This is a genomic window from Paenibacillus vandeheii (assembly GCF_030433635.1).
Taxonomy (GTDB): Bacteria; Bacillota; Bacilli; order Paenibacillales; family Paenibacillaceae; genus Paenibacillus; species Paenibacillus vandeheii.
On the sequence record NZ_JAROCD010000001.1, the window covers coordinates 559,627 to 575,200 of the forward strand.

Genomic DNA, 15,574 nt, shown 5'->3' on the forward strand with positions numbered 1-15,574 from the left:
ATTCCTACTGGTTCAGATGGTTATGGAGACTGGATTTCACGAAAAACCTGTGTTTTTCTTCGTTTTCAGATGTTTTTTGTGTTACATTAGTATGAAATGATCAGTCAGGCGGGGGGAAAAGGGATGAAGGCGGATTTGCGGAGTGTAATGCAGGAACGGGTCCTCATTGGGGATGGGGCAATGGGAACATTCCTGTATCAGATGGGATTCCCGGTAGGGATTTCTTATGAAGAGCTGAACTTGATTTCACCTGAAGTAGTGGCAGATGTGCATCGTCGTTATCGCGATGCGGGTACAGAAATTCATGAAACGAATACGTACTCTGCCAATTACGACAAGTTGTCCAAGTTTGGTCTGGAGTCCAAGGTGGAGGATGTTAACCGTGCCGGTGTACGCATTGCCAAAGAAGTAGCTGGTGCGAACGGTTATGTTCTGGGTGCGGTTGGTTCCATTCGTGGAGGAAAGCGGACGAACGTTTCAACGAGTGAATTGAAGCGTTTCTACCAACAACAAATTTTTGCGCTGCTCGATGAAGGAGTGGACGGCATTCTGCTCGAAACCTTCTATGATATTGAGGAGATGGATATCGCCCTTCTGCAGGCACGCAAGTTGAGTGATCTGCCGGTAATTGGACAGTTTGCTGTTGAGGATGTAGGGCACACTCTGGACGGATATACAATGCCTGAAGCTTTCCGTATCATGCGTGAGCAAGGGGCTGACGTTATTGGTTTTAACTGCCGTTCCGGTCCAAACGGAATTATGCGCGCGATGGAAACAGTGTCAGGCCGTATCGGAATCCCGATGTCCGTATATCCGAATGCGGGTGCAGCGGACTACGTCGATGGTCAGTTCCGTTATGGAGCGTCCCCGGAATATTTCGGACAGACTGCCGTGCAATTCGCTGATCTGGGTGCGCGTATCATTGGAGGGTGCTGTGGTACGACGCCTGATCATATCTCGGCCATAGCCAAGGCTCTTGTTGAATACACACCTGTGCCGATACTGGAACCAGATCCATCCGAGTCAAAACCGCGTATTATCCTGCATGAGAATGTAGATGAACGGTCTGGACGAGGTGGGCAGCCTACGATTGTGGATCTGGTCAAACAACGCCATACGGTCATCGTCGAACTTGACCCTCCGCGTGATCTCGACATTGCGAAATTTATGAAAGGTGCCGAGACACTGAAAGCGGCTGGTGCAGATGCGTTAACATTGGCGGATAATTCCCTGGCGGTTACCCGCATGAGTAATATGGCTCTCGGCCATCTGGTTCAGGATCGCACTGGATTGCGCCCTCTGGTGCATATTGCATGTCGTGACCGGAATCTGATCGGGACACAGTCGCACATGATGGGGTTTGATGCTCTCGGCATTAATCATGTACTCGCTGTAACAGGTGACCCTGCACGATTTGGTGACTTACCGGGATCGAGCTCGGTATACGATCTGACTTCTTTTGAAATTATACGTATGATCAAGCAGTTGAACGACGGTGTGTCCTTCTCCGGTAAGCCACTGAAGCAGAAGGCAGGTTTTGTTATTGGTGCCGCATTTAACCCGAATGTGAAACATCTGGATAAGGCCGTACAGCGGCTTGAGAAAAAGATGGCTTCCGGAGCCGATTATATTATGACGCAGCCGATATACGATCCCGAACTAATCGTAGCCATGTATGAAGCGACCAAGCATCTGGATGTGCCGATCTTTGTAGGGGTGATGCCGCTAGCCAGTGGCCGAAATGCGGAATATCTGCATAATGAGGTTCCGGGTATTCAGCTGTCGGATGAAGTGCGCTCCCGGATGGCCGGTCTCGAAGGTGAAGAAGGTCGGGCCATGGGTGTGAAGATCGCCAAGGAGCTTCTGGATGTAGCGACAGCGCACTTTAAAGGAATCTATCTCATGACTCCATTTATGTTCTATAGTATGACGGCCGAATTGACCCAATATGTGTGGGAGAAGTCGGAGCATCAATGTCCTACTTGTTTCAACCCTAATAATCAATTACAATAGTGTAACGGATGTGATGCCGATGTCATTCAGTATGACCGGATACGGTCAATCCGCCTTTCATTTTGGAGGCTATAAGGTACAATTGGAAATCAAGTCTGTCAATCATCGTTATTGCGAAGTGATGATGCGCCTCCCGAGAGAGTGGACGTGTTATGAAGATGGATTGAGGAAAAAGGTACAGAGCCGATTGAAACGTGGGCGGATTGATGTTTATGTAATGAAAGAAAAAGATGAAGACCAGGCTCTTCCCGCTGTTCTGAATGAGCAGGCGGTCAGGGCCTATCTTCAGGCCGCAGAGCAATTGGAGAGCCGCTATGGTATGCAGGGCAAACCGAGCATTATGGATATGCTGGCACTTCCAGAGGTCATGGTTCATTCGGATGGGACGAGTTCGCTTCCGGAAGAGCAGAAGGACGAATGGGAGCGTGTCCTGCAGCAGGGGTTGGAAGAGGCTTTGTCCGGTCTGGAACAGATGCGCGCCCGCGAGGGTCTTCATCTGGCCAGTGATCTGGAACGACGAATCAGTCGTCTGGAATCACTGCATACCGAGATGCTTGATCTTGCGCCGACTGTGGTGAGTGATCATCGCAACAAGTTAAGACAACGACTTACGGAAATGCAGGAAGAAGGCTCTTTCCCTTTTGACGAGCATAAATTGGGTATGGAAATTGCTATGTTTGCCGATCGTTCTAACATAGAGGAAGAGCTTACGCGTCTACTGAGTCACTTTGGACAGAGCAGGGAACTGCTGAAAAGTGATGAGCCAGTAGGCCGCAAGTTGGACTTTCTTATTCAGGAAATGAATAGGGAAGTTAATACGATTGGATCAAAAGCCAACCATTTGGCTCTGGTGAACCGTGTTGTCGAGATGAAGGCGGAACTGGAGAAAATTCGTGAGCAAGCGGCGAATATCGAATGAACGGTCATATTTCGGCAAAGAGTCGCATGTATAGGGGGAAGAACCTGATTATGGCAATCAAACTCATTAACATTGGATTCGGTAACATCGTATCGGCGAACCGGATTATATCCATCGTGAGTCCGGAATCGGCGCCGATCAAGAGGATTATACAAGAGGCAAGAGACCGTCATATGCTGATAGACGCAACGTACGGAAGACGTACTCGTGCCGTGATTATCACGGATAGCGATCATGTCATTCTGTCTGCGGTTCAGCCAGAAACGGTCGCCCATCGTCTTTCTTCGAAAGATGATGACAACGACGAATAAAATGGAGTGTAATATGTCTAAGGGATTACTGGTAGTGTTGTCCGGCCCATCTGGGGTCGGGAAGGGTACAGTATGCAGCGCTTTGCGCAAACGGGTGCCGGAATTGATTTATTCTGTATCGGCAACGACTCGTCAGCCTCGTCTGGGTGAGGAACATGGCGTCAATTATTTCTTCAGAAGCCATGAGGAATTCCTGAACATGATTGCTGAAGATCAACTGCTGGAACACGCAGAGTATGTAGGGAACTATTATGGAACACCGCGTGATTTTGTGGAGAAAACGATTAACGAAGGCCGGGACATCATTCTTGAGATTGAAGTTCAAGGCGCGTTAAAAGTGAAAGAAAAGTTCCCGGAAGGGATCTTTGTATTTCTGTTGCCTCCTTCATTGGACGAGCTTAAAGATCGCATTCAGGGCCGTGGTACGGAAAGTCAGGCGACGATTGATCACCGGATGTCCGTCGCGGTAGATGAGATCAGTCTGCTGGAGCAATACGATTACGCTGTCGTTAACGATGAAATTGATTTGGCGTGTAAACGAATAGAAAGCATCATTATCGCCGAACATTGTAAGATCAATAAATAATTCATTTGCCGCCGCAACATGCGATAATCAGTGGAGCTGCTGTCATAGGATATATAGGTAGAGCAGCTCCAGTCTGGTTAGCGTGATCAGCGGGGCACCATGATTCCGTCAGGCGGGTATTTGAATTATACTAATGCAAAGAGGTGTTTTGTAAATATGCTGTATCCTTCTATTGATGAAATGATGAACAAAGTCGACAGCAAGTATTCTCTTGTTGTTGCCGCTTCCCGCCGGGCCAGACAGCTTCGTGAAGGTGAGAAAACGGATTTGAGAAATGCCAGATCCCATAAACAGGTTGGCGTTGCACTTGAAGAAATTTATGGTGATCTGCTCGTTGTCATCAAAGGACAGGACGAAGAGGAAGAAGAGTAAGCCGCCTGCGGCTGCTCTTCAACTGCATACGGCGCAAGCCGGATTTATTTGACAACCGCGAGGTTGTTATTTTTTTCTTTATTCATCCTTTTTAACGTCGTATATATCGGGGGGATAACCATGTTGAACGGTAAAAAAATCGTGCTTGGTGTGACTGGCGGCATAGCCGCATACAAGGCGGCTACATTATGCAGCAGGCTGGTGCAAAAAGGAGCGGACGTTCATGTCATTATGACGAATTCCGCCAAACAGTTTATTACCGAATTAACGCTGCAAACCTTGACCCGAAATGCAGTATATAGTGATACATTTGATGAGCGGGAGCCCTCAGTGGTCTCGCATATCCATCTGGCCGATATGGCCGATCTTGTTTTGGTTGCTCCGGCAACAGCCAATGTGATTGCCAAAATGGCACATGGCATGGCAGACGATATGCTCTCAACAACCCTGCTTGCCACCACTGCACCGGTGATGATTGCGCCAGCGATGAATGTACATATGTATGATCATCCGGCTGTACAGCAGAATATGTGCCTGTTAACCGGGCGCGGAACCATGATGATTGAACCGGGTGAAGGACAACTGGCGTGTGGGTATGTGGGTAAAGGGCGTTTGGAAGAGCCGGAAACGATTGTTGAGGTAGTCGAACGTTTTTTTGAACAGCAGGAGTCTGCAAAACGGGAACGCAAAGAACAGCTTTCTTTGTTGAGTGGCAAGAAGGTTGTGGTTACTGCAGGAGGCACCATTGAACGCATTGATCCAGTGAGATATATTACCAATGATTCTTCTGGAAAAATGGGTTTTGCCATTGCAGCGGCGGCGCGTGATCTGGGAGCGGATGTGACCTTGGTTATGGGAAATACTCAAGTTCAGCCACCGGCCAATGTACATGTGATTCCGGTAAAGTCAGCGCAGGATATGTATGATGCGGTAGCAGGTCAATGGGATGATGCAGATATCGTTGTTAAGGCCGCAGCTGTTGCGGATTATCGCCCCAAGGAAGTGTACACAGAGAAAATCAAGAAGAAAGGCGATACGTTATCGCTTGAACTTGTTAAAAATATAGATATTCTTGAAACATTGGGCAAGCAGAAGAGCTATCAGTTTTTGATTGGTTTTGCTGCCGAGACGAATTCGATGGAATTGTATGCACGTGAGAAACTGGAACGGAAAAACTGTGATCTGATCGTAGCCAATGATGTCACCCGGGCGGGTGTCGGATTTGGAACAGATACCAACGCGGTGCACATTTATGACCGTGAAGGATTGGTGGAAGAGCTTCAGGTGGTGGCGAAGGAAGAGGTCGCTCGCCGGTTGCTTTCAATTGCGGCGGAGCGCATTGCCGGGAGGAATTAATATGGAGATCGCCAAGGTTATTGTCGATGTTCCTGTGAAGCAGACGGACCGGCCCTTTGATTATCTGGTGCCGGAATCCATGCGTGAATGGATTGAGATTGGCAGCAGGGTAGGTGTACCTTTTGGTCATCGGACGGTGCAGGGATTTGTCATTGATTTGGTGCCTCGTACGGGTACGGAGTCTTTCAAACTCAAACCGATTCAGGAGCTGTTGGATATCGTTCCCCCGTTGTCTGAAGATTTGGTGGAATTGGCCGAATGGATGAGTGAGCGTTATGCCAGCAACCGCATTTTGTCTTTGCAGGTGATGGTGCCGACCGCGCTGAAAGGCAAAGCGGAACGGTATATTTCGCTTGGAGATGGTCTTGATGGACAAAAGGCTGGTTTGGAGTCAGGTGAAGAAGTCCTTTTTGTGTGGGGAGAGGAATCGACATCAGAGAAAGTACAGCAAGATATTATTCGTTTTGTGAAGAGTCGTGGGCAGGTTCCCTTACAACAACTGAGTCGCAAGTACCCCAATCATGCTGCGCTGATCAAGAAGTTGCTGCTCAACGGTGTCCTGCTGGAAAGCCAGGCGATCAAGGACAAGCTGAATAAAAAAACGATGAAGTCTATTGATCTGGCTGTGGATGTGGCAGCTGCGGAAGAGGCGTTGACTTCGTTTCCTGCAAAAGCACAACGGCAGAAGGAAATTTTGGCTTTTTTGCTAGAGATGAAAGAACTGCTACCCATGGCGATGAAAGAGTTGCTGGCTACACTTCAGGTATCAGCGGCTACAGTCAAAGGGCTGGAGGAGAAGGGGCTAGTTGTAACGGAGGACGTCGAAGTCTTTCGTGATCCCTATCAGGGCCGTAAGTTCCGTGCGACAGAGCCACTGAATTTGACCGACGAGCAGCAGCATGTATATAACAATATCAATGGTCGATTACAGGAGAGACGCCATGGCGTCTTTTTGCTTCATGGTGTAACAGGCAGCGGCAAGACGGAAGTCTACCTCCAGACCATTCAGCGCTGTATTGAACAGGATCGACAGGCGATTGTGCTTGTACCTGAAATTGCACTGACACCGCAGATGGTGGAACGTTTCAAAGGGCGCTTTGGCGATCAGGTCGCTGTGATGCACAGTCGTCTGTCTGGTGGAGAGCGTTATGATGAGTGGCGTAAAATTCGGGAAGGCCAGGTGACGGTTGCCATTGGTGCCCGGTCGGCCGTTTTTGCTCCGTTCAGTCGTCTTGGCCTGATCATTATGGATGAAGAGCATGAGACTTCATATAAACAGGAAGAAACCCCGAAATATCATGCCCGTGATGTAGCGGTAAAAAGAGCACAGCAGCATCAGGCGGTCGTTGTTCTTGGTTCGGCGACACCCTCGCTGGAAAGTTACTATGCTGCACGTTCACAGAGTAATGATGAATTTGCACCACTTTTGCTGGAGATGCCTACCCGTGCACTGGGCAACAAGTTGCCAGAGGTGCGGATTGTGGATATGCGCGAAGAGCTGAAGGATGGAAATCGCTCGATGTTCAGCCGCGCCTTGCACAAAGGGCTGGAGGAGCGGTTGGAGCGTGGGGAACAGACGGTGCTTCTGCTGAATCGACGCGGATATTCGACATTTGTGATGTGTCGCAGTTGTGGATACGTTGCAGGCTGTCCCGAATGTGATATTTCACTAACCTATCATCAGCGCTCCAACAATCTTCGTTGTCACTATTGTGGATATGCGGAAGCAGCACCAGAGGTGTGTCCGGATTGCGGCAGTGAGCATATTCGATATTTCGGTACGGGTACACAGCGGGTAGAGGAAGAATTGGCCAAGCTGTTCCCGGGTATTCGCGTTATTCGGATGGACGTGGATACAACGAGCGAAAAAGGGTCACATGAGAAGCTATTGAAGCAGTTTCGCGAGAAAAAGGCAGATGTATTGCTGGGTACCCAGATGGTTGCCAAAGGACTTGATTTTCCGGATGTAACCCTGGTTGGTGTTATAACAGCAGACTCGGCACTCAATTTGCCTGATTTCCGGGCTGCCGAAAAAACATTTCAGCTGCTCACTCAGGTGGCGGGCCGTGCAGGACGGCATCAACTGCCGGGTGAAGTATTTGTTCAATCCTACACACCAGAGCACTATTCGATTGGGCATGCGAGCCAGCATGACTATGTTTCGTTTGTCCGTGAGGAATTATTGCATCGGCGCAATTTGCAGTACCCGCCTTACTGTCGTCTGATTCTGGTGACATTCTCGCATGAACAGCTTCCGGTGCTGATCCGGCTGGCAGAGAACTACACAAGAATATTAAAAGAAAAGGCGAATGCGGCTGGCTGGCTGGGAAGTCTGGATCGTTTCAGCAATGAAGCCTTTGACGTGCTGGGCCCGGTAGCATCGCCCATTCCTCGGATCAAGAATAGATACCGATTCCAATGTATGATAAAATGGCGGGGGGATGTCGACGCCATTGGATTGGCGCTCGCAACGGCCCGGCGTATGGACGACGATGTTCAGGCGCAGAAGCTTCAAATTAGTCTGGATGTAGACCCGCAAATGTTAATGTAAGCATTTTGTAGTAAAATGCGGATGCAAACAAGCGGTATAAACATAGATTAAAAACAACATGAATGATGGCTCGATCTTTAAAATCAGTTTTTGATACCTGCTACATAGCAGAAAATCAGTACTTATTTTTGAATGAGCCTGATGTCCTGAAATTATGATGAGGATTAGGAAGGTGCTTACAACATGTCGATTCGTATTATCGTGAAAGAACCGGATGAGGTACTACACAAAAGAGCTAAAGAAGTAACCAAAGTTACACCGAATGTTCAGAAGCTGCTGGATGATATGGCAGATACAATGTATGACGCAGAAGGCGTAGGTCTTGCTGCACCACAGGTTGGTATTTTGAAGCGCCTCATTGTGATTGATTGCGGAGATGAGCAGGGCCTGATCAAGATGATCAATCCGGAAATCATTTCGAGCGAGGGAGAGCAATTTGGACCCGAAGGCTGCTTGAGTATCCCTGGCATTAACGGTGATGTGCGTCGTTTTGAGACGGTTACCGTAAAGGGACTGGACCGTGAAGGCAAAGAACTGATTATTACGGGTAGTGGCTTGTTGTCTCGTGCGTTCCAGCATGAGATTGACCATTTGGATGGCGTACTCTTTACGGATATTGCTGAAAAAGTGTACGAAATTGCAGCCGATCAAACCGGGCCGCGTCGTAACTAAGGAGTGATTGATTTGAATATTGTTTTTATGGGAACGCCTGAATTCGCAGTTCCGTCTCTCGACATGCTTATCGCCGAGGGATATAACGTGGTTGGTGTAGTTACACAGCCGGATAAACCACAGGGCCGCAAAAAGGTGCTTACACCAACACCAGTCAAGGCTGCGGCAGAACGCCACGGCCTGCCTGTATTTCAACCCGTGAAACTGCGTGCTCCAGAAGCTGTAGCCCGATTGGCTGAATGGAACCCGGATCTGATTGTGACTGCGGCTTTTGGGCAGATTCTGCCCAAAGCTGTGCTGGATATGCCCGTTCGTGGTTGTGTGAACGTGCATGGTTCTCTTTTGCCCAAATATCGCGGTGGTGCCCCGATTCAACGTTCCATTATTAATGGAGAGTCGATGACGGGAGTTACGCTGATGTTCATGGCTGAAGGCCTGGATACGGGGGATATGATCTCACGTGTGGAAGTGGCGATTACGGATGAAGATACATCAGGCTCCATGTTTGTGAAGCTTAGTGAAGCAGGCTCCAAATTGCTTCAGGAAGAAATGCCGCGACTGGTTGCAGGCGAAACAACGGCTGTTCCTCAGGATGAAGCCGAGGCTTCGTATGCTCGCAATCTGACTCGGGATGACGAGAAGATGGACTGGAATCGAACGTCGCGTGAATTGTTCAATCAAATTCGCGGTCTTGTGCCGTTCTCGGGTGCATTTACGATGTGGGATGAGCAGGTCTTCAAGGTCTGGGCAGCAGCAAATCCGGGGCAGGCGGGTCTACTCACGTCTTCGGATGCTGGACAAGCTGAGCCGGGAACGGTATTACAATTGGGCAAGAACGGCATTGAAGTTCGCACAGGTGACGGTTCTCTCTGGCTTACTGAGGTTCAGCCTGCGGGTAAAAAGGTAATGCAAGCTGCAGACTTTGCACGTGGCGGAACCCTGAAACCGGGAACGGTGCTGCAATGAGCGGAAATACACCGGGCCGCCCGTTAGGAACTGGTCATAAAGTCGCAGGTAATGCGTCCGGGCGTGGAGGAAACGAGCGTCGTCCGAACTCCGGGAAATCTGGTGGTGCAGGGAATAGGTCTGCATCCCAGTCTGCCGCTAATAGCGCTTCACGCACTCCACGGCCCAAAACATCTGCTCGTGCACTCGCAGTGAAGGTGCTCAGCGCTGTTGAGCAAGAAGGAGCCTACAGCAACCTTGAGCTGAACCGGCGTTTGAAGGAAGCTGAGCTTAGTCCGGCAGATGCTGGATTAGCAACCGAACTGGTCTATGGTACGATCGCAAGACGGAATACCCTTGATTATTTTCTGGAACGCTATGTAGCCAAAGGTGTATCCAAGCTGCAACCGTGGGTTCGCAGCCTGCTGCGCATTAGCGTGTATCAGATGCTGTATCTGGACCGTATTCCGGAACACGCCGTGGTGAGTGAAGCTGTCAATCTGGCTAAGAAATTGGGTCATCAGGGCATCTCAGGCATGGTGAATGGCGTTCTGCGGAATATGATCCGCAATCGGGATGAACTGCGCATTCCCGAACATCTGCCTGCTGCTGAACGTATCTCACTGGAGCATTCTCACCCGCTGTGGATGGTCGAACGCTGGATCAGCCAATATGGCGAAGATAAAGCGGAAGCGATCTGTCGTGCAAATAATGAGCCGCCTGCGGTTAGTGTTCGTGTGAACACGACAATGACCACACGCGAGAAAATGATGCAAGAGATGGAGAGCACGGGGGCAGTCGTGGAACCCTCCCGGCTTAGTCCCGACGGCATTCTCGTTCGCAGTGGTGGTAATATGGCACTTACGTCCTGGTATCGGGATGGCCTGTTATCCGTACAGGATGAGAGTTCGATGCTTGTAGCTGAGGCTGTTGGACCTGAGGAAGGTGAGACGGTACTGGACTGCTGTGCAGCTCCTGGTGGCAAGACAGCCCATATGGCAGAGAAAATGCAGGACCGTGGACGGATTGTTGCCAATGATGTACATGCTCATAAACGTCAGTTGATCATGGATCATGCAGATCGTCTCGGACTCAGCTGTATTGATGCGGTGACAGGTGATGCCCTTGATCTGGATGAGCGTTATCCAGAGGCATCGTTTGACCGCATCCTGCTGGATGCGCCGTGTTCCGGTCTGGGTGTTATTCGCCGCAAGCCGGATGTCAAATGGACCAAAACTGCTGAAGACATTCAGGATATCTCCAATCTGCAGCGTGAACTGCTGGATCGGGTTGCACCACTACTAAAGCCAGGTGGTATTCTGGTATATAGCACGTGTACAATTGAGCCAGCGGAGAACGAGCATAGGGTTGCTGACTTTTTGGACCGGCATCCGGAATACAAGGCGGCTGAAGAGTCAGCCTGGTCTGGTCTGGAAACAGGCGAGTGGAAGGTTGTGAACGGTGGTGTGCAGATTCTGCCACAGTACGCTCACAGTGACGGTTTTTTCATTGCCAGGTTGACAAGGATAGCGGATTAACAGTTTAATAGAGCACTGAAGGACAGCCGCCGAGGGGAACTTCGGCGGATTTCTTTGTGATAAGACTGAAGGTTAATGATCAGTTAAAAGTGATGATAGGGTGCGATGCAGGCATTGAGGTGTTATAATGCATGAAGTAAAGGCATCAAGGGTATACATGGATGTAAAGTGGTCTTTGTGATAGAATAGGACGAATGGAACGAAAATAAGGAAGCCAAACGAAAAGAAAAGAAGGAATAGGTGTTGACAACAAAATGAAACCTTTTATATATGATTATTCCCTGGAGGAGCTGCAGCAGTGGGCTGTTGAGAATGGGGAACCGGCTTTTCGCGGTGGTCAGATCTTCGACTGGATTTATGTGAAACGTGTGAATGATTTCAGTGAAATGACGAACCTGTCCAAAGCGCTCCGTGAAAAGCTGACTGAACAATTTGAATTTGTTACACTTACTGAAATTACGAAATTTGAATCCAAGGATGGAACAGTGAAATTCCTGTTTGGTTTGCATGATGATCATGCGATCGAAACAGTTATCATGAAGCACAACTATGGTAACAGCATCTGTGTAACGACACAGGTTGGATGCCGGATTGGCTGCACGTTCTGTGCCTCCACGCTGGGCGGACTCAAGCGTAACCTTACAGCTGGCGAAATTGTCGCTCAGGTTGTGCAAGCCCAAAAAATTCTGGATGAACGCGGTGAGCGGGTCAGCAGTATCGTGATCATGGGTTCAGGGGAGCCTTTTGAAAACTATGAAGCCACGATGACGTTCCTGCGGATCATGATTCACGAAAAAGGGCTGAATATCGGTCAGCGCCATATCACCGTGTCTACAAGTGGAATCGTACCGAACATCTATAAATTTGCAGATGAAGATACGCAGATTAACCTGGCGATTTCCATCCATGCGCCAAATGATGCTTTGCGTTCCAAGTTGATGCCGGTAAACCGCCGTTTTCCTTTCGAAGATGTAATGGAGTCTTTGCGTTATTATTTGGCCAAAACGGGTCGCAGAATTACGTTTGAGTACGCACTTATCGGCGGTGTGAATGATCAGCCGGAACATGCGGCAGAATTGGCAGGCGTGCTTAAGAACATGCTGTGCCACGTAAACCTGATTCCGGTCAACCATGTACCTGAGCGCAAGTACGTAAGAACATCCAGAAGCGACATTTTCAATTTTCAGAAGATTCTCTCGGAGCAGGGTGTTAATGTAACCATTCGTCGTGAACAGGGACATGATATTGCTGCCGCTTGCGGTCAGCTTCGTGCAAAGCATATGGAGTTGAGGTGAGAACGTTTTGATCAAAACAGTTCATGTGAGCCATATCGGACGGGTGCGTTCGGTGAATGAAGATTCAGCCTGGATTCGAAATCTCGATACAGGTTATATTCTGGGTATTGTTGCCGATGGTATGGGCGGTCATCTTGCAGGAGATACGGCGAGCCGCCTGGCGGTCGAGACGTTGGTGCAGGATCTGGGGACACTTGAGCCAGGTCTTTCACATGCGTCTTTGTCAGCCGCATTGAGCGATGCTATTTTGCATGCCAACGAAGTGATCTTCCGCACGGCTTCTACGGATGATAATTACCATAACATGGGGACCACCGTAGTTGCGGCATTGCTGAATGATACGGAAGGCGTTATTGGTCACATCGGTGACAGCAGGGCATACAAAATTGCAAATAAACATGTGATCCAGTTGACCGAGGACCATACACTGGTGAATGAATTGTTCAAAAATGGTCAGATCAGCAAAGAAGATGTCTCTCATCATCCGCGTCGCAACGTGCTCACACGTGCACTTGGGACAGATGCTGAAGTGAAGGTGGATCTGGATACCGTCAAGTTGGAAGAAGGCGAAGTTCTTCTCTTGTGCAGCGACGGGCTTAGTAATCTGGTCAGTAATGAGCAGATCATTCAGGTCGCAGGTAATCTGGAACTGGCGTTGGAAGATCGGGCTGATCGTTTACTTCAGCTGGCTTTGCTTGCGGGTGGAGATGACAATATCACGATAGCTTTGTTTGAACTGCAAAAGGAAGGTTCCGTGATATCGGAAACGGGGTGTGAGTCATGATTGGGCACCAGCTAGGCGGACGCTATGAAGTGATCGAGCGTGTCGGCGGCGGAGGCATGGCTCTTGTGTATAAGGCCCAGGATCTGTTGCTCAACCGGAATGTTGCCATCAAAGTGTTAAGACAGCAATTTGTGCATGACGAAGAATTTATACGCCGTTTCCGCAGGGAAGCACAATCCGCAGCATCGCTGTCTCACCCTAACGTGGTCAGTATTTATGATGTGGGTCAGGAAGATGAAGTTCATTACATTGTTATGGAGTATGTCGAAGGCAAAAACCTGAATGAAATTATTAAAGAGCGGGCGCCTTTGCAGGTGGACGAAGCGGTTCGAATCGCCTCCCAGATTGCAGATGCTCTCGATCATGCACATCATAATCAGATCATTCATCGGGATATCAAACCCCATAATATATTGATTGGCCGTAATGGCCGTGTGAAAGTAACAGATTTCGGGATAGCCCGTGCGGTTACGTCCACAACGATTACACAGACCGGCTCAGTGGTCGGTTCCGTTCATTACTTCTCACCTGAGCATGCCAAAGGCATTGTGACTGGCGAGAAATCGGACTTATATTCTCTTGGTATCGTACTCTATCAAATGCTAACTGGGCAGCTTCCGTTCCTGGGAGAAAGTCCGATCAGCGTTGCTTTGAAGCATTTACAGGAAGAGTTTGATGAACCGCGCAAATTCAATCCGCTGATTCCGCAAAGCGTGGAGAACGTTATTCTGAAATCCATGCGCAAAAATCCGCAGGAGCGTTACCAATCTGCGAAAGAAATGCAGACAGATCTGGAAACCTGTCTGATGCCGGAAAGACGTAATGAAATGAAGATTGATTTTCCGGATGAGGATGATATCGATCAGACCCGTGTTATGCCGGCGATCAAGCCGGAGCCGCGAGGGGTTACATCTACAGGTGCTGTGCCCGTGATGGAGTCTGACGATGATAATAACAAGGGTAAACCCAAAACAAAGAATTGGAAGAAGCCAGCGCTGCTGATCTCGTTGACGGTGCTTATTCTTATCGCGATGGTTGGAGTTGTATGGTACGTGAAGGGCATGCTTGTTGTGCCTGATGTGAAGGTGCCCAATGTTGTGAGTCAGACCGAAGAAAAGGCTCGTCAAATGCTGCAGGATAACGGGCTTGTTGTCAGTGATAATGTCATCCGGGAGTACAAGGAAGGCATTGAGCCGGGTATTGTATTCGATCAGAGCAGGGATGAAGGCGATATCGTCAAAGAAGGCTCTGAGGTCCAGCTGAGTGTTGGGGCGGAAAAAGCACTGTCGAAGATGACTGACCTCAAAGACCTTTCATATGATGAGGCGGTCAAAAAACTTACAGCTCTGGGCATTAAAGAGGATCAGATTCAGCGTAAGGAAGAGTTCTCGAATGATAAGTCATCAGGTACTGTTCTGTCCCAAACGCCTGGGGTAAATGAAGAATACGATCCGGCGGAGGTTCAGATTGTTTTAACTGTAAGCAAAGGATCCGAAACAGTAAAAATGCCTGACTTGAAAAATCACACTCGAAGTGAGGCGGAGAGTATACTTAAATCCGCCGGCTTAGTCCTTGCTCAGGTTCAGGAAGAGTCGAGCTACACCGTAGCTGAAGGCAAAGTGACACAGCAATGGCCTGTGGAAGCCGGTGCAGACGTAAATCCTGGTGATAAAATTACCATTTTCATTAGTACAGGATACCCGCCAGAGGCATTGAACTACCCCTATAACATTAACGTTTCGCCAAAAGAAGTAGGAAAGAGCAGCAAAATTCGAATTACTTTCGAGGATGCTCGTGGCAAAAGTCAGGAATGGGGAACCCGGACAATCAAGTCTGCCCAAACGCTGACAATTCCGCTTATTTTGGCTCCAAACGTCGATGGTGTTGTCTCTGTCTACCGGGATGGGCAATTCCTGGATACGTATCTGGTGTCCTATAGTGATGCCAAAAACGGAACGGTAGTTGTGCCTACCATTGAGCCTGAGAAGGGTGCAGACCCCCCTCCAACAACGGAGGAGCCTGATCAAGGTGGCGGTGGCGATGACGAAGGCACCGTGGATACACATCAGGAAGGTGAACCGGATACACCTGTTGAGGGTGAAGGGGACAACGAAGAGACAGATACTTCTGCGATGAAAAACGGTAATGGTCACGTCAAGGGAAAAGATAAGAAAAAGGAAGTCGTTAACGCATCAAGCCGTCCATAAGGGCGGCTTATTGCTGACGTTCAGG

13 protein-coding genes are annotated in these 15,574 nt (G+C 49.0%); all 13 read left to right on the forward strand.

Annotation, left to right across the window (positions count from 1 at the left end; genetic code table 11):
- Nucleotides 1-123 precede the first annotated feature (123 nt).
- The 13 genes from P5G61_RS02625 (at nucleotide 124) to pknB (ending at nucleotide 15,549) form a co-directional block, all read left to right on the forward strand.
- Nucleotides 124-2,013: a bifunctional homocysteine S-methyltransferase/methylenetetrahydrofolate reductase gene (locus P5G61_RS02625; protein ID WP_301244136.1), complete on the forward strand. Its 1,890-nt coding sequence runs from the start codon at nucleotides 124-126 to the stop codon at nucleotides 2,011-2,013.
- 19 nt (nucleotides 2,014-2,032) lie between these two features.
- Nucleotides 2,033-2,932, forward strand: coding sequence for a YicC/YloC family endoribonuclease (locus P5G61_RS02630; protein WP_301244138.1), 900 nt, complete (start codon nucleotides 2,033-2,035; stop codon nucleotides 2,930-2,932).
- 50 nt (nucleotides 2,933-2,982) lie between these two features.
- Nucleotides 2,983-3,243 carry an extracellular matrix/biofilm regulator RemA gene (gene remA, locus P5G61_RS02635; RefSeq protein WP_006209218.1) on the forward strand — a complete coding sequence of 87 codons (261 nt, stop codon included), beginning with the start codon at nucleotides 2,983-2,985 and terminating at the stop codon, nucleotides 3,241-3,243.
- A gap of 13 nt (nucleotides 3,244-3,256) precedes the next feature.
- On the forward strand, nucleotides 3,257-3,829 hold the full coding sequence (gene gmk, locus P5G61_RS02640; protein ID WP_024631121.1) for a guanylate kinase: 573 nt from the start codon (nucleotides 3,257-3,259) through the stop codon (nucleotides 3,827-3,829).
- A 156-nt stretch (nucleotides 3,830-3,985) separates the two neighbouring features.
- Complete coding sequence (gene rpoZ / locus P5G61_RS02645) at nucleotides 3,986-4,201, forward strand: DNA-directed RNA polymerase subunit omega (protein ID WP_024631120.1); 216 nt, start codon at nucleotides 3,986-3,988, stop codon at nucleotides 4,199-4,201.
- Nucleotides 4,202-4,321: 120 nt separating this feature from the next.
- Nucleotides 4,322-5,557, forward strand: coding sequence for a bifunctional phosphopantothenoylcysteine decarboxylase/phosphopantothenate--cysteine ligase CoaBC (coaBC, locus tag P5G61_RS02650; RefSeq protein WP_301244200.1), 1,236 nt, complete (start codon nucleotides 4,322-4,324; stop codon nucleotides 5,555-5,557).
- Between the two features lies 1 nt (nucleotide 5,558).
- Nucleotides 5,559-8,108, forward strand: coding sequence for a primosomal protein N' (gene priA / locus P5G61_RS02655; RefSeq protein WP_301244202.1), 2,550 nt, complete (start codon nucleotides 5,559-5,561; stop codon nucleotides 8,106-8,108).
- Between the two features lie 183 nt (nucleotides 8,109-8,291).
- Nucleotides 8,292-8,780, forward strand: coding sequence for a peptide deformylase (def, locus tag P5G61_RS02660; protein ID WP_024631117.1), 489 nt, complete (start codon nucleotides 8,292-8,294; stop codon nucleotides 8,778-8,780).
- Nucleotides 8,781-8,792: 12 nt separating this feature from the next.
- On the forward strand, nucleotides 8,793-9,746 hold the full coding sequence (gene fmt, locus P5G61_RS02665) for a methionyl-tRNA formyltransferase (protein ID WP_301244206.1): 954 nt from the start codon (nucleotides 8,793-8,795) through the stop codon (nucleotides 9,744-9,746).
- Nucleotides 9,743-11,263: a 16S rRNA (cytosine(967)-C(5))-methyltransferase RsmB gene (rsmB, locus tag P5G61_RS02670; protein WP_301244208.1), complete on the forward strand. Its 1,521-nt coding sequence runs from the start codon at nucleotides 9,743-9,745 to the stop codon at nucleotides 11,261-11,263. The genes fmt and rsmB overlap by 4 nt, the downstream gene beginning before the upstream one ends.
- A 254-nt stretch (nucleotides 11,264-11,517) precedes the next feature.
- Nucleotides 11,518-12,558 (forward strand): dual-specificity RNA methyltransferase RlmN, encoded by a 1,041-nt coding sequence (gene rlmN / locus P5G61_RS02675; protein ID WP_301244211.1) that lies wholly within the window; start codon nucleotides 11,518-11,520, stop codon nucleotides 12,556-12,558.
- Nucleotides 12,559-12,565: 7 nt separating this feature from the next.
- Nucleotides 12,566-13,342 (forward strand): Stp1/IreP family PP2C-type Ser/Thr phosphatase, encoded by a 777-nt coding sequence (locus tag P5G61_RS02680; RefSeq protein WP_024631113.1) that lies wholly within the window; start codon nucleotides 12,566-12,568, stop codon nucleotides 13,340-13,342.
- A complete protein-coding gene (pknB, locus tag P5G61_RS02685) occupies nucleotides 13,339-15,549 on the forward strand; it encodes a Stk1 family PASTA domain-containing Ser/Thr kinase (protein WP_301244214.1) in 2,211 nt (736 codons plus the stop codon). Before P5G61_RS02680 ends, pknB begins: the two co-directional genes overlap by 4 nt.
- Nucleotides 15,550-15,574: the final 25 nt, after the last annotated feature.

Bases quoted from the DNA above. Each gene is read 5' to 3' on its own strand.
- P5G61_RS02625 (WP_301244136.1), top strand. From the start codon at position 124: ATGAAGGCGGATTTGCGGAGTGTAATGCAGGAACGGGTCCTCATTGGG.
- priA (WP_301244202.1), top strand. From the start codon at position 5,559: ATGGAGATCGCCAAGGTTATTGTCGATGTTCCTGTGAAGCAGACGGAC.
- pknB (WP_301244214.1), top strand. From the start codon at position 13,339: ATGATTGGGCACCAGCTAGGCGGACGCTATGAAGTGATCGAGCGTGTC.
- rpoZ (WP_024631120.1), top strand. From the start codon at position 3,986: ATGCTGTATCCTTCTATTGATGAAATGATGAACAAAGTCGACAGCAAG.
- P5G61_RS02630 (WP_301244138.1), top strand. From the start codon at position 2,033: ATGTCATTCAGTATGACCGGATACGGTCAATCCGCCTTTCATTTTGGA.
- gmk (WP_024631121.1), top strand. From the start codon at position 3,257: ATGTCTAAGGGATTACTGGTAGTGTTGTCCGGCCCATCTGGGGTCGGG.
- rlmN (WP_301244211.1), top strand. From the start codon at position 11,518: ATGAAACCTTTTATATATGATTATTCCCTGGAGGAGCTGCAGCAGTGG.
- coaBC (WP_301244200.1), top strand. From the start codon at position 4,322: ATGTTGAACGGTAAAAAAATCGTGCTTGGTGTGACTGGCGGCATAGCC.
- remA (WP_006209218.1), top strand. From the start codon at position 2,983: ATGGCAATCAAACTCATTAACATTGGATTCGGTAACATCGTATCGGCG.
- rsmB (WP_301244208.1), top strand. From the start codon at position 9,743: ATGAGCGGAAATACACCGGGCCGCCCGTTAGGAACTGGTCATAAAGTC.
- def (WP_024631117.1), top strand. From the start codon at position 8,292: ATGTCGATTCGTATTATCGTGAAAGAACCGGATGAGGTACTACACAAA.